Genomic DNA, 14,791 nt, shown 5'->3' with positions numbered 1-14,791 from the left:
AAAATCGCGCGAATTATAACCGTTCAGGGAGTTTTGCTCAATGTCTGCAAGCGATGGCTTGTTTTGGTTGCTGGTTTTTATTTCTTCGCTAACCTCGTTGCTTACTGCCATAGCTGGCGCCGGCGGTGGCGCGGTACTTATCGCCATTTTGGCTTTGGTGTTGCCCGCTCAAGCCATAATCCCGGTTCATGGTGTTGTACAAATGGGCTCTAATATTGGTCGCGCTATTTTAGCGTGGCGTTATATCAATTGGTTTACGGTCGCTTGGTTTGTCCCGTTTGGTTTGTTGGGAACGTATGTGGGTAGTTTGTTATTAGTACAACTTCCCGCAAGTATTCTGCAATTATGCATTGCGCTGTTTTTATTGTATTTGACCTGGGGGCCGAAATTACCTCAATTGGTTTTGGGACGAGCCGGGTTAGCTACCGGAGGGTTGATTACTGGGTTTATTTCGCTATTTGTAGGGGCTTCCGGGCCTGTAGTGGCGGCATTTATTAAGTCCAGATTTAACGAACGCATGACCACCGTGGCTACTTTTGCCGCCACGATGAGCATGCAGCATGCTCCCAAGGCATTAGTGTTTGGCTTGGCAGGTTTTATATTTAAAGACTGGTTGGCACTGATTTTCGCCATGATGGTGGCGGGCTTTGTTGGTACCTGGGCTGGCTTAAACTGGCTAAAGCGAATCTCCAATCATCGCTTTAACCAGATCTTCAGTTGGGTTATAACGCTATTGGCATTGCGCTTATTGTGGGTCGCGTTTGAGGCGCTTATCCCAACGCTGGCGGGCATAACGGCGTAGGCTGGATACGTTGTCCGTCTCGTCCATAATCGGGGTCCCCAGAATGGTTTCGATGATATCTTCTAAGGTAATCAACCCAAGCCAACTCCCGTGTTCGTCGTATACAAGACACAAATGCTGGCGTTCTTTTAGTAAGTAGGCCATCAAATTTTCGATGCTTACCGTTTCGGTGACAATTTCGACCGGTCGAACTAGCTCGGCGACATCCTGATGTCTCTCTGCATCTAGCGCGTCACTCCTGAACAGCAATCCTAAGGGTTCCTCCTCGGCATCAATAACAGGAAAGCGAGAAAAAGGAAGAGTTCGGGCTTTTTCAGCAAACTCCGCAACTGACATACCTGGCGGAATGGTCTCACACACAGTACGCGGGGTCATGACATCCTTAACGCGAATATCATGCAAGTCGAGGATATTCCATATTACCCTGTGCTCGTCTTTATCCAACGCCTCTTGTTCCAATCCCATTGTCGCCATGGCTTTAATTTCCGACCGCACGTCAATGTCGGGTTCGGTACTACCGATACGGCGGGTAATTTGGTCGGACAACCAGATAAATGGACGCAAAATAAATATCATAAAAATTAACGTAGGAGCTAAGACCGGGGCAAGGCCACGCCAAAATTTTGCGCCAATGGTTTTGGGAATGATCTCTGATAATACTAAAATTAATAATGTCATTACCGCACTAGCAATACCAAGATAGCCATCACCAAACACAATACCAACCTGAGCACCGACGCCTGCGGCGCCGGCAGTATGCGATATTGTGTTTAGGGTTAATATGGCAGCCAGCGGCTGATCAATATTTTGCTTAAGCTTTTTAAGTTTGTTGTGTAATTCTGGCTTGTGCTCTTTTAGCTGTGCTATATAACTCGGTGTAATCGACAGCAGCGCAGCTTCTAATATTGAGCAAACAAATGACACACCGACTGCTAAAACAGCAAAAACAATAAGTAAAAACATGGGCTCTCTATTTAGCTAAACTGAAAGATCAGCAATGCAATGGCTGAAATAATAGCAATCGACCAACCCAAACGCGATGCATTTTTTTGCCACCATTCCTGCGCGTAGGGGCCAAGCCATAACGCAAGTGCTGCCAGGCCGTAATAACGTATACCCCGGGATAGCCCGGAGGCCAGTAAAAATAGTGGTAACGAGAATGCAGTTGCGCCGGCGGCTAGCATAGCAGTTTGAAACGGAACCGGGGTGACGCCGACCAGAAATATCGCGATAAAACCGTCACTTTCCAGGGTCGTCTTGAAGTCTTGGTAGTAATCCTGAAGATTTAGGTAGTTGATAAACCACTGGCCAGCCGTATCAAACAAGGTGTAACCAATATAGTAGCCACAAACTGCACCAAATAAGCAACCTGCTAAGGCTACCGAGGCGATGCTCCAAATACGTTCGCGTTCGAGGATCATAAAGGGAATTAATACCAGCTCTAGCGGAATTGGTATGAGGGTAGCCTCCAGCGCAGACATAAAGAATAAAATAACCAGAGCGTGGGGAGACTCCAGTAATCGCTGCAGCCATTTTTGTGCTGACTTATTAGTGGGTTTGACGTTGCTGTCGTTCACGATTTTCCATTATCGATTGGTACAATCGTAACTAGTTTAACGCGAAAACTTTGCAATAGGGATCGAACCGTTTAAAAATGACGTAATGAGCAGGTAATTTGTTTTAGTGGTCACCAAAAGGAAAGCGACGCATGAAGTTTAAGGGCAGTCCCACATTTTCTCATCAGCAGCCAGATAAACTGGGGGTACTGGTAACCAATCTGGGTACCCCAAACGCGCCGACTAAAGCGGCACTGAAACCTTACCTGAAACAATTTTTGTCTGATCCTCGTGTGGTCGAGGTTCCCAGGCTGTTGTGGTCGCTAATTTTGAATGGCGTTATTCTAAGGATTAGGCCCAAGCGCTCAGCAGAAGCTTACCAGACGGTATGGACCGATCGCGGCTCACCGTTGCTGTACCACACTGAAGATCAAGCGAATGCGATTCGTGAGCAGTTACAGCAACAGTATGGTGAACATGTTGTTGTTGAGTTTGCCATGCGTTATGGCTCGCCGAGCATTGAAGATGCGATTGAACGAATGATGCAGGCAGGAGTACGAAAGTTATTAGTATTGCCGCTTTACCCGCAGTATTCGGCATCTACCGTAGCCTCAACGTTCGATGCTATTGCAAATGACTTCACCCGTCGTCGCTGGATTCCCGAATTTAGGTTTATCACGCATTATCATGACTTTGACCCGTTTATCGAGGCGGCTGCGGCTCGCATTACACGCCACTGGAGCGAGCACGGGCGAGCTGACAAACTTATATTTTCTTATCATGGCGTGCCGCTCCGTTATTTAAAAAATGGCGACCCGTATCATTGTGAATGCTATAAAACATCTCGTCTTCTGGCAGAAAAGCTGGGGCTTAGCGAAAGTGAGTACTTAACCACATTCCAGTCGCGTTTTGGCCGAGAAGAATGGCTGCAGCCATATACCGACGAGACAATGAAAAGCCTACCGAGTAAAGGCGTCAAATCAGTACAGGTTTTCTGTCCGGGTTTTTCGGCAGACTGCCTGGAGACAATTGAAGAGATTGGCGAAGAGAATAAAGAGTACTTTATGGAGAGCGGCGGTGAGCGATATGAGTATATCAGTGCGTTAAACGCAGAACCGCAACATATAGAGGCGTTGACTCAACTCATAACACATAACTTGAGTGGCTGGGTAGTTGAGCAAGATCAAACTGACGCTTTGAGTGTTAGACAGGCTCAGGCGGATAAAGTAAAAAACCAAAATTTACCTTACTAGCAATCGATTGTGTGGCTTTAAGAGGAGATATCATGGAAGGCGATTTTAAGTTAAGCCTGGAGCTTGTAGAGGACTATAAATTCGTTGTCGATTTTGGTCAGTTTGGCGAAATCACTACCGATGAGCCTGAGCCGCTGGGCGGGGGCGAAGGTCCCAACCCTTCAAGAATGCTTGCAGCATCAGTGGCAAATTGTCTGGCAGCCAGTTTAATGTTCGCGCTACGCAAGTACAAAGATAATCCCGGCAAGGTTAGTGCTGAGGTTGAGGGCTCAGTAGAGCGAGTAGAAGGACGTTGGCGAATTACCAACATTACGGTCGAAATATTTCTGGGTAATGAGCAGGATAATCTTGAACACTTGCAACAAGCGCTGGAGAAATTTGAAGACTTTTGTGTGGTTACCCAAAGCGTACGTAATGGCATTGATGTTGATGTGAAGGTCTATGACAGCAACAATACCAAGGTAAAAGATGTCGACCACGAATAGCTTTGGTAAGCCCTTTTTGTTTATCGCATGGGGCCTGGCACTGGCATTATTGGTTTGGTTTTTTGAAGATAAGCTGCAGCAACAATTTAACCCTAACCGACAATTACAAGCCCAACAGCGGGACAATCAGTTGCTTGTCCAGTTAGTGCAGAATCGCATGGGTCACTATGTTGCTGATGGTCGCATTAATGGCTCGCCGGTAACCTTCTTACTGGACACCGGAGCAACTCTGGTTGCCATACCGGCAGGTTTGGCTGAGCGGCTAAACCTAAAACGGGGTCGGCAAGGCATGTCGCAAACAGCTAATGGCCGGGTTATAACCTACCGCACGCAGCTTAATTCGCTTGAGTTAGGTGGTATAACCTTGAATGATGTCGAAGCATCGATTACACCGGGTATGGATGGTGACGTTATTTTATTGGGTATGAGCGCGTTAAAACAATTTGAGTTAACGCAAAAAGGCGATACGCTGACTATCCGATACTAACCCCGATATCGAGTCAAACAACTATTTTAAGAGGATAGCATTATGCAAAAACGTGCAGCATTAGCATGTATTGCGTCATCAATCGTAATGACCGCATCGGTAGCCGCACAACAGACTCCGCTGCAACGATGCGCAACCATAGAAGATTCACTGGAGCGTTTGGTGTGTTATGACCAGTTAGCGCAGAAGCAGGCTGATAAAACTTCAGTTTCTGGTAAAGAACGCCAGGCTAAAGGCAATAACCATGGCCAGCAAGTAGCCGAGCAAGCTCGTAAAAAAGGTCAGCAAAAACGCAGCGAAAATGGGAAGAGCTCTGAACAACGCTTTGGACTTGAACACAAAAACGCCAAAGATATGGACGAAATAGAGAAGCTGATTGTTAATGTGGCAAGCCGCCGCCAGGACCCTTACGGCAATTGGATAATTACACTGGACAATGGCCAGGTCTGGAAGCAAACGGAAAGTGTCGGCTATTTTAGTTGGAAAGAAGAAGACACTTATTATATCGAACGTGGCGCACTTAACTCATTCTTTTTCGGGCGGGAAGGAGCTAACCGACGCTTTCGAGTCACTCGGGTTGAGTAAATTATCTAGCTGCTGAAAAGGCATGGGTTTGTAAAATAAAAAGCCTTGCAAGCCCATGCAGCCTAATCGTTTAAAGAAATCAGCCTGCTCAGTAGTCTCGATACCCTCTACAATAATGTGTTTATTAAGTCCGTGTGCCATGCTAATTATTGCTTTGCAAATAGTCTGGCTGGCCGGGTCAGTATAAATTGATTGCGTGAATTCGCGGTCAATTTTGAGTACATCAACCGGCAACTTATTCAGATAAGCCAGCGAAGAGAATCCCGTACCAAAGTCATCGATTGCAATTTGGCATCCTATTGTTCTTAACTCCGCCAGTTCGGTAAACACTTGCTGAGCATCGTCGACCATCACGCTTTCTGTCAACTCAAACTGCAAGCGGTGTAACGGTACATTGAATTCTGTTGCAAGCGATGAAACCAATTGCGTGATATTTTCGCGTTGAAACTGTTTCACCGATAAGTTAACCGACATCACAAAGTCAGAGTTGTGTTGGATTTTTGCAAGCTGGGCAAATGCTTTGCGCATGATAAGGGTCGAAAGCGGGACAATCTGGCCCGTTTGTTCAGCAATGGCTATAAACTCTGCCGGGGATATAAAACTGCCGTCCGCCTGTGGCCATCTGGCCAACGCCTCTGCGCCAATTATTTTGTTGCTATTGGCTGCCACGTAGGGCTGAAAGTAAACCTCAAAGGAGTCCGCTTCTATCGCTGTTTGCATTTTATTGCGCAAATGCAATGCGTGTTCGTATTTAACTCCCATTGATTCAGTAAAGACCTGAAAAGTATTACCCCCTCGTTCTTTGGCCTTACTCATTGCAAGATCGGCGTTTTGAATCAACAGCTCTGCTGTAGTTTGTTCTAATTTGGGCTGGCTGATACCTATGCTGGCGGTTAAATAGAGCTCGAGTTCGTCGAAAGAAAACTTTTCCCGGATACGGCTGAGTAATCGCTCGGCAACGGTTATGCAGTTATCGATAGATGAATAACGGAGAAACACGATAAATTCATCGCCGCTGAACCGTGCAATTTCCACGTCGTCTAATTGCTTCTCCTTTAAGCGCTCAGCAACAGCCCGTAAAAGCCGGTTGCCAATGTTAATACCCAAATTGTCATTTATCGCTTTGAAGCCATCTAAGTCAATAAACAGCACGCCGCATTCCAAGTGCCTATTTTTAGCTAAATAGTCTTCTATTCGTTGTTCGAGCACATCACGTCGTATTAAGCCGGTGACGGTATCAAAATTCGCCAGGTTATAAAGTTTGTTGCGCTCTCGGTTTAAGCGGCGATTAACATCGAAAGTGGCTAAAAAAAGCACGCTCAACAGCAGGCCAACGATTAAAATAAACTGATTAATCATTGCGTTGTGCCAAAATACGCTGGGGCTATTAAGCGCGGCATGAAATACCATCGGTTGTTCGCCAAAAACCGGTAATTCGGTAGATAACTGGAAAAAGTGTAAGTCGGCTAGTTCAGCTTCAGATAGCGTATAAAATTCACTACTCGCTATCGGTAAATAGTAATCGGCGCTGAGCTTGAGGTAAGTGTCGAAATAATCAAGATAGGGAATTTTCCGAACATCTAAGAGTTTACTAATATTCAGCACGACTGCTAACTGCTTCGGTTGCTTGTCCTGACTATTGATCGGGTAGACTAATACAAAGCGAGGCTGATTAGAGTGCAGGCTTTTTTCGACAACTACAGCTGCCTGAGTGCTAAAGTTGTCAGCGCGCCATTGCTTGATACTCTCGATAGAGAAAATATCGAGAGCTTCGTCAGCACCTGAGGATGCCGGTAACAACCGGTTAGGTTGCTCAAAAATAGCAATGGCCTCAATTAAACCAAAATCATCGATATAAGTCTGCGAATCTATCTCGATCAAGGTTTTCAAATCTTGCGCACCAACGTTTTCCCAACGGTTTACCAATCGCTGTATTGCCGCGTCCTGAATTACCAAACGCTCACTTATTGTTTCGCTGGATGTTCGCAGATTGAGTTTACCGCGGTGCTTGATATTGTCGATATGCTGGTTAGAGACAACCGCCCAAATGGTGATGGTTGCTGTAACAATGGCGCCGGCTAAAAAGAGTCCAACAGGATGGGGGTAAGTATTTTGCCGCTTGGCACTCGGCAACAGTAAAAAAGCCAACGCCACAGCGGTCGTTATAACCATGGCTGCGGTTACAGTAATTGGATTCGTAGCCCATTGGGTGGTATAGCCACGGACCCAAAGCGAGATAAAGAGGGCGGTGGATAACGTGGCTAGTAGTAAGCCTGTAAATTTAGACCAGCGAAAAGAGAAATTATGATTAGAAGACAACAAAAATACCGAACCGACTAATAGAGCAACCGGTGGCAAAAAAACCGACATTTGGGTCTCAGCAAACCACGCTGAATAACCCGCACTAATAATAATTACTACACCTAGCAAGCGTGTAAGAAGCCACCACGAGGCCAGGTAGCTAAGAATAGCAAGGCCAGTAACGATTGTTGCCAAAGACAACACGGGTGTTAATGCGGGCATGATTTCGGCGTTGGCACTAACAGCAAGGTCGATAACGCCGACCAGACCAAATAATAGACATACAAGCCCCATTAACGGGACCAATGATGATGAGAGATTATCTGTTAATTGGTTTAACACCGTGGCTCCTTGGCAACCGTATACTCGCAGTAGATCGCCTGTCTATTATAAAGGTCATAGTAGCCGCGCAGATATGTCCTGTAAAGAGCATAAAAAAGGCAGTCATTTTTAGACTGCCTTTTGTATTTGTGATTGCAGGACTAACTGTTTATTGTTTGGGCATAGTTTGATGAAAGTCGGAAAGACTCTCGATAACGGTCATGTTAGGAATGTCTGCAAATGGCTGCTCGGCGAATTTTTCGCCACGTAATTGAACAGAAATGCGAGCAGCTTCAGGGTTAAGCAACGTTGCTTGATAAAAAGCTTTCAGCTGTTCTAACGTAAGCGCTTCGACAGCCTGTATTAGGGCTTGCTGACTATCAAAGTCAAACCGCTGTAGTGCCCAGTCAGATAAGATTGGGGCGACTTCCTCGTTGAGGTTTTTCGGCGGCTCGTTAAGGGTTATTAGCGTGCTTGATTTTAACTGTTCAAACTTATCGACCGACATGTTTTTTAGTTGCTGCCAGTATTCCTGCTTAAAGCGATTAAACCGCTCATGCATGTCAGCAACATTTTTCACCGGTGTTTGAATGTATAGACCCAGGCCCGTGTATCGATCCAGAGTTGGAGCGAAGGTGCCTACCGCATAGGCTAACTGCTCTTCCGTTCTGAGCGTATCAAACGCAGCAGTGCGGAAGTGACTTTGCAGCACGGTGCCGGCGGCGTGCGGTGCAAATCCAGGTTCCGGGTGCATGTGAACTTCCACTAAACCAACATCGGCGACATCGAGATCTTTACGCAACACTATAGCGCTTTGCTGTTGAGGCTTGTAAAACTTAGCGTAGCGGTAATCGGTGACATTGCGGTCATCAGGTAGATTGGTCTTAACCTGAGCCACTGCCTTATCGATATCGGCTTGATTATAGTTACCGAATGCAAACGCACGTATGGTGTTATTACTTAATAGAGCCGACATGAACTGCTCGAGGTCTACTGCACTGAGAGACTGAGCGGTTTTAATTAGCTCGTCCTCGGCAAAGCTGCCTTCGCGGATCAAACTGCCGTAGGCGTCGAACGATTGATATAGCGGGAATTGTTGGCCCTTGTTATTAATCGCCCGGATGTAACGGTCGACTGCTTGCTTGAAGCTACGAGGCTCTACATCAAATGCAAGTGCTGATAATGCACGATTCAGCAACTCAGGTTGTTTGTCAGTAAAACCAGATACGGTCAACGTCATACCAACACCATTGGCAAGGCTTAAATTCATGCCCGCGATGCTCGCTTCAGTATCCAAAGCACTGGTATTCAGGCTGTAGAGATCGCGCCAAAGGGCAGCCAATACGTGACTTTTTATATCAGTAATCGGTGCTTCGTTATTTATATTGACGGTTAGAATGCCGCGAGGTTGGTCAGCAAACTTCTGGCTCGGATATTGCCATACCTCAAGGCCTGGCTCTTGTGTAACAATTTTCGGTTTAGCGAAACTCGCATTGTCACGAATTGCAAAGCTTTCGGGTAATAATTCGTTGACTTTAGGTAAGCTAACCGCATAGTCGGCGGGTTGTTGGTATTGCTGTAACTGCTGCTCACTCAGCTCCACGACTTTATATTTACCATCGTAAAACTTCAGCTCACTATCACTCGGCTCTTGTTGGCTGATATACCAAATTCGTAACCGTTCCGGCGTTAACTGGTCAAGTACGTTATTTATTGCGTCTGGGTTAAAGCGCTGAAATTCGTATGGTGCGCTGATAACGTACTCTGCAGGATAATTTTGCATAGCTTCCGCGAGCGATGAAACATAGCTAAACTCATCGCCTTTTTCGAGAAATCTAAAACGATTCTGTAAACTCGTACGTATTTCTTTAGAGTACTTCTCGTCGACCCCTTCAGATTTAACCTGTTTAATGTAATCCATCATAACGCGAACAATTTCTTCGCGCTGTTCCATGCCGGCGTCAGTCAGTTCAAAATCAATGGATAATATGCCATAGTTTTCATAAAAATCAGGCGACGCTGATGCGTTCAGGCTTGAGATTAAACCCGCTTCTTTTAGCGTGGCGGCCGGTGTCCCCGGCATTTCTGAGCCTAGCAAATAGGTTACGTAGCGATTAGGTTTTACCGCAAACTGGTCCTGGTTATTGGCTATCAGGAATTCCAGCTTTAATTGCTTCACATCCTCGTTAGGGACGTAATGGATGAGCTTGCCGCCTACGTCTGCAAAGTTCAGTTGTTCGTCCACTTCCGGGTTTTCGATATTGTCATTTTCTACGCTGGCAAAATGCTTACGTGCCAGGGCTTCCATTTCATCCAGCGAACGATTACTTAGCATCGCGACTTTCATGATATTGGCAGAGTAATACTGGTTATAAAACTTAACGGTTTCTTCGTGAAGCTTACTGTTTTCTTTATCGCTTAATGTTTCCAGGTTACCAATTAAAAAACGGTTGGCCGGGTGTTCGCCGAGTAACGCGCGACCTAATTTAAACTGTCCAAAAAAATCCATTTCGCGGCGCATTGACCACTCGGCATTTACTGCATTACGCTCTTTGTCGACGTACTCCGGGTAGAGCATAGGAGCCTTAAAAAAGTCCGAGAATCGATCCAGCCCTTCGTCATATGCGTCATTATTAACCTTAAACATATAGTTAGTAATATCGAGCCAGGTGTAGGCGTTTTGGCTACCCCCGTTGCTGCTCATAAATTCACTGTAGCCATTGGTATCGGGATACTTTTCGGTGCCCAGGAATAGCATATGCTCAAGGTAGTGTGCCATACCCTGTTGGGTCATTGGGTCATGTAGCAAACCAACATCGACGCTCAGCGAAGCTGCCGATTTTTCAGTATCAGGGTCAGACACTAAAAGTATCTGCAGTTGGTTGTCGAGTGTTACGGTGCGATATTGGCGCTGGTCGTTTGGGCTTTTAATAACTTGATCAGCGGCTACTGGCGCTGTACTGATGCTATTGGTGTTTGTTGATGTGTCTGTTTGCGCACAACCAGCGGCAAATAATGCTGCGCTGATAGCGGAAACAAGGAATAGTTTTTTCATAGTGAAAAGTCTCAGTTACCTAAATTATATTGACCAGACTTTAACACTGTTATAACGATTGAGGTTGATCCCTTGTCTAAAAATTTGTAACAACTTTTAACCATAAAAAAGCCGGCAGAGTCGCCGGCTTTACTTCGCATGGTTAGGCTGTTTATCGCAATGTAACGAATTCTTCCGCTGATGTTGGATGCAATGCAACGGTCGAATCTAAGTCAGATTTGCGTGCACCCATTTTTACGGCAACGGCAAAGCCTTGCAGAATTTCATCCATGCCTTCACCGATACCGTGAATACCCACGACTTTTTCTTCCGGGCCATAGCAAACCAGTTTGAAATAACTTAACGCGCGGTGTGGTGTTACCGCATTGTACATTGCAGCAAAAGACGAGGTGTAGGTCTTAATGTTACTGGCGCCATACTTAACAACCGCATCTTCTTCGGTTAATCCAACGGTTCCTATAGTTGGGTGGCTGAATACGACCGTTGGGATATTTTCGTAATCCATGTGCGCATCCGGCATATCATTAAATAAGCGCTCAGCTAACTGTCGGCCGGCTTTTATCGCGACTGGAGTTAATGCGGCTGCGCCGGTGTTATCACCTACCGCATAAATACCTTGTACGTTGGTATTTTGGTACTTATCGACTTTGATAAAACCGTCAGCATCTAACTCAACACCCGTACAATCAAGGTTAATCTTATCGGTTGCAGGCACTCGCCCTATTGCCCACACCAGGCAGTCAACGTCGGCAAGTGATTCACCGTTTTCGTAGTGCAGCGTCAAGGTACCATCGTCTGCTTTGACCACTTCCTTGACCGTAGTCTCTGTGTGTAAGGTCGGGCCGTCTTGCTTCATTCGTTCCAGCAGTCCGTCGGTGATGTACTTATCGAAGTTACGCAACGGTCGGTCACGGCGAACTAAAAGATGTGTATCGGTGCCCAGTGCGTGAAATACGCCGGCAATTTCTACTGCTATATAGCCTGCGCCAATGACAGCGGCTTTTTTTGGTTGTTCTGTCAGCGCGAAAAAACCATCTGAATCAATACCATGCTCAGCGCCTGGAATATCCGGGATCATCGGGCGTCCGCCAGTGGCAATAGTAATGTGGTCGGCAGTGATTTTTTCGCCATTCACTTCAACCGTGCGATGATCCACGAAAGTTGCATAGCCTTCAATGAATTCAACACCATTACCCTGAAAGCCGCGATGGTAGCCGCCGTGAATACGCTCGATGTACGCTTCACGGTTTTTAACCATGGTTGCCCAGTCAAAACCTTTCTGCTCGACATCAAAACCGTACGCGGGGGAGTATTTAACTGCTTCTGCAATATGAGCGCCGTACCACATGACTTTTTTGGGTACACAACCGACATTGACGCAAGTGCCGCCAACAGCATTGGCTTCGATCACTGCTGCCTTAGCACCACGGATTGCAGCGCGGTTAGCTGACGCAATACCACCACTACCTGCGCCAATAGCCAAATAGTCATAATGTCTGCTCATACTACTAAACTCCTGTCAGAAAAATTTGAATGCGCATATCTTGAAGAAAAACCCCTCATGTTGCAACGAACTGAGGGGCTTTGCCTGTTGATAATACCGATTACCGTAATCGAAAGATCAGTTCTTAGCGACCGCCGGCTGGTAGGTTTTCTTTAACAAACTTGGTCATCATGGTGCGAAGGTGTTCGACAGTGCCCGGGCCTTCATAAATTCCATGAGAACGGTTCGGATAAGCGAAGAAGTCGAACTGCTTACCGTGCTTGATGAGTTCGTTAACTAATCGCTCGGAGCCCTGAAAATGCACGTTATCATCACCGGTACCATGTACCAGCAGCAAATCCCCTTGTAATCCCTCAGCGTGAGTAATGGCAGAGGTTTCCTTATAACGCTCTGCAGATTCCGGCAGCAGCCCTGAATAACGCTCCTGGTAAATAGTGTCGTACAGGGTAAGGTCAGGAACCGGCGCCAGGGCCATACCCATATGATAGGCATCGGGGTAACGGAATAAAGCGTTTAGCGTTTGTGACCCACCGCCACTGTGACCCCAAATGCCGACTCGTGAGGTATCGATAAAGTCCCAGCGTTGGCTCATAGCCTGCAACGCGTCATACTGATCGCGCACGGTAACAACCCCAAGGTTTTTGTATATCGAACGACGCCAGTCAAAGCCCCGTGGTGACTTGGTGCCGCGATTGTCGATTGAAGCCACAATATAACCTTGTTGGGTTAGCATGGTGTGCCACAAGAAGGTCGAGCCTCCCCATTTATTCGCAACGGTCTGGCCCCAGGGTTCGCCGTAAACGTAAAACAAAATGGGATATTTTTTAGTTGGATCAAAGTCGGCTGGACGCATGATATAACCGTCGAGTGCTAAGCCGTCGCGCGCTTCGACACGGAAGAATTCAACGGGTTTGCGTGCGATGCTATTGACCTGTTGTTGAACATCCTCATTTAATACGACAGGACGGATGATCTCGTGGCTTGGTAGTTTAACCATGTGAGTTTGCGGCACCTGATCAACCGCACTAAAGGTGTGCTCAGCATAGGCTCCGTCCTGCGAAACACTATAGGCATGAGTGCCCGCTTGTTGTGGTGTTAAACGCTCCAATACTCCGCTGCCGTCAAGTTTGGCACGGAATAAATAACGCTCGAGCGGTGAATCCGGCGACGCAATAAAATACACCCAGCCACTGGTCTCATTGATACGCAAAACCTCGACCACGTCCCAGCTACCCTGGGTGACTTCGGTCATTTTACCCGAGCTTTTATTAACCACGTAAATATGGCGGAAACCTGAGCGCTCAGACAACCAGGTAAAGCGTTCGCCACTGGCTAAAAACTTAACGTCGTCAACATATTCAGCCCAGGAGTCGGTGGTTTCGCGAATTAACTCCTGAGTACGCCCTTTATCAATAGTGCTAAGGAATACGCGGTTAATGTGTTGTTTACGGGTTAGCTGTTGAATTAACAGCTGCTGATTGTTGCCTGCCCACTGCATGCGTACCAGATAATGTTGGCGCGGATCGCCGGGTAATTGCATCCAGCTTGTGTCGCCGCCATCGGCGTCAATCACACCAATGCGCATGGCGGCATTGGTTTCACCAACTTTAGGGTAAGGGAACTGTTTTAGCGTTGGATACAATTCGTCAGTGTTGTTGATCATGGTGAACAGCGGTGTGCCCTCGGTGTCGAGCTGCCAGTAGGCAATATGCTCACCGTCGGGGCTCCAGCGGAAGCCGTCACGCAAGAAAAACTCTTCTTCGTTAACCCAGTCAAAGGTCCCATTAACAATATAGTCGTTACCATCAGTGGTAATGGGTGTAATAGTCATCGACGCCAGATCCTGCACGTAAATGTTGTTCTGCATTACGTAGGCAACTTTGTCACCTTGTGGATTAAATTTTGCAAACTGCAAGGTCGACTCTGGCGCAGTACCACCTAACTTTTGTAATTGATTGTTAGCTCGGTCAAGCACCCAGTAATCGCCGAGCGTGTGGGTTCGCCACGAGCGTTTTGTATTAGTAAAAATCAGTACTTTGTTACCGTCATCGGACCAACGGTAATCAGCTATATCGAGCGCGGTTTCAGCACCCGCTGGTGTTAGTTGCTCTGCCGAAACGAGGATATCGCGTTCATTTGTTTCTGGATGATAACGGACGATATCTCGCCCCTCGTTTGTTGCTGATGATTCCAGCGTTGTATAACCTGAACCATCTTCTAGCCAACGAGTCGGCGCAGGATAATCCAAACGAAAGGTGTCGCTATTGTATATCGTATCGACGGATAAACTACTCGTTTGCGCCACTGACTCTACCGTTGAGGAGGTCTGTGCACAGCCACTAACCGTCAGGCCAATAATACCGGCCATTAAAAGAGGGCCCCGTAACGCTTGTTTCACTGACATGGAAAAACCTTATAATGTTGTAATCTGATTTAGTCCCG

Annotated in this window: 11 protein-coding genes; 5 read left to right on the top strand and 6 right to left on the bottom strand. The window is 46.7% G+C overall.

The window, feature by feature from the left end; translation table 11 throughout:
* Positions 1-40: 40 nt before the first annotated feature.
* Positions 41-802 (top strand): sulfite exporter TauE/SafE family protein, encoded by a 762-nt coding sequence (locus KZ771_RS09465; RefSeq protein ID WP_290571158.1) that lies wholly within the window; start codon positions 41-43, stop codon positions 800-802.
* On the opposite strand, the gene KZ771_RS09460 is transcribed toward KZ771_RS09465, so the two are convergent.
* Together KZ771_RS09460 and KZ771_RS09455 are read right to left on the bottom strand one after the other, a co-directional pair.
* On the bottom strand, positions 746-1,765 hold the full coding sequence (locus KZ771_RS09460; protein WP_290571163.1) for a hemolysin family protein: 1,020 nt from the start codon (positions 1,763-1,765) through the stop codon (positions 746-748). The two genes, KZ771_RS09465 and KZ771_RS09460, sit on opposite strands and share 57 nt — an antisense overlap.
* A gap of 11 nt (positions 1,766-1,776) precedes the next feature.
* Positions 1,777-2,379, bottom strand: coding sequence for a VTT domain-containing protein (locus KZ771_RS09455; protein ID WP_290653070.1), 603 nt, complete (start codon positions 2,377-2,379; stop codon positions 1,777-1,779).
* 131 nt (positions 2,380-2,510) lie between these two features.
* On the opposite strand from KZ771_RS09455, the gene hemH reads away from it, so the two are divergent.
* Genes hemH through KZ771_RS09435 form a run of 4 tightly spaced genes read left to right on the top strand, consistent with a single transcriptional unit; the run spans position 2,511 to position 5,168 of the window.
* The gene (gene hemH, locus KZ771_RS09450; RefSeq protein WP_290653068.1) at positions 2,511-3,611 is read left to right on the top strand and encodes a ferrochelatase; all 1,101 of its coding nucleotides are present in this window, start codon (positions 2,511-2,513) and stop codon (positions 3,609-3,611) included.
* A gap of 32 nt (positions 3,612-3,643) precedes the next feature.
* Positions 3,644-4,096, top strand: coding sequence for an OsmC family protein (locus KZ771_RS09445; RefSeq protein WP_133539426.1), 453 nt, complete (start codon positions 3,644-3,646; stop codon positions 4,094-4,096).
* Positions 4,080-4,583: a retropepsin-like aspartic protease gene (locus tag KZ771_RS09440; RefSeq protein WP_290653065.1), complete on the top strand. Its 504-nt coding sequence runs from the start codon at positions 4,080-4,082 to the stop codon at positions 4,581-4,583. The genes KZ771_RS09445 and KZ771_RS09440 overlap by 17 nt, the downstream gene beginning before the upstream one ends.
* Before the next feature lie 42 nt (positions 4,584-4,625).
* A complete protein-coding gene (locus KZ771_RS09435) occupies positions 4,626-5,168 on the top strand; it encodes a hypothetical protein (protein ID WP_133539424.1) in 543 nt (180 codons plus the stop codon).
* Here KZ771_RS09435 and KZ771_RS09430 read toward each other — a convergent pair.
* From KZ771_RS09430 to KZ771_RS09415, 4 genes are all read right to left on the bottom strand, one after another.
* Positions 5,109-7,811, bottom strand: a complete 2,703-nt coding sequence (locus tag KZ771_RS09430) for an EAL domain-containing protein (RefSeq protein ID WP_290653063.1) — start codon at positions 7,809-7,811, stop codon at positions 5,109-5,111. The genes KZ771_RS09435 and KZ771_RS09430 overlap by 60 nt on opposite strands.
* Before the next feature lie 148 nt (positions 7,812-7,959).
* Entirely contained in the window at positions 7,960-10,845 is a 2,886-nt protein-coding gene (locus KZ771_RS09425) for an insulinase family protein (protein WP_290653060.1), read from the bottom strand.
* A gap of 151 nt (positions 10,846-10,996) precedes the next feature.
* A complete protein-coding gene (gene gorA, locus KZ771_RS09420; protein ID WP_290653058.1) occupies positions 10,997-12,349 on the bottom strand; it encodes a glutathione-disulfide reductase in 1,353 nt (450 codons plus the stop codon).
* Positions 12,350-12,473: 124 nt separating this feature from the next.
* On the bottom strand, positions 12,474-14,753 hold the full coding sequence (locus tag KZ771_RS09415) for a S9 family peptidase (RefSeq protein WP_290653056.1): 2,280 nt from the start codon (positions 14,751-14,753) through the stop codon (positions 12,474-12,476).
* Between the last annotated feature and the right edge of the window lie 38 nt (positions 14,754-14,791).

Origin of the sequence: Idiomarina sp., from assembly GCF_019431395.1 — a bacterium.
Taxonomy (GTDB): Bacteria; Pseudomonadota; Gammaproteobacteria; order Enterobacterales; family Alteromonadaceae; genus Idiomarina.
Note: the sequence above shows the minus strand (reverse complement) of the source record. Positions and strands in the feature narration are given on the sequence as shown.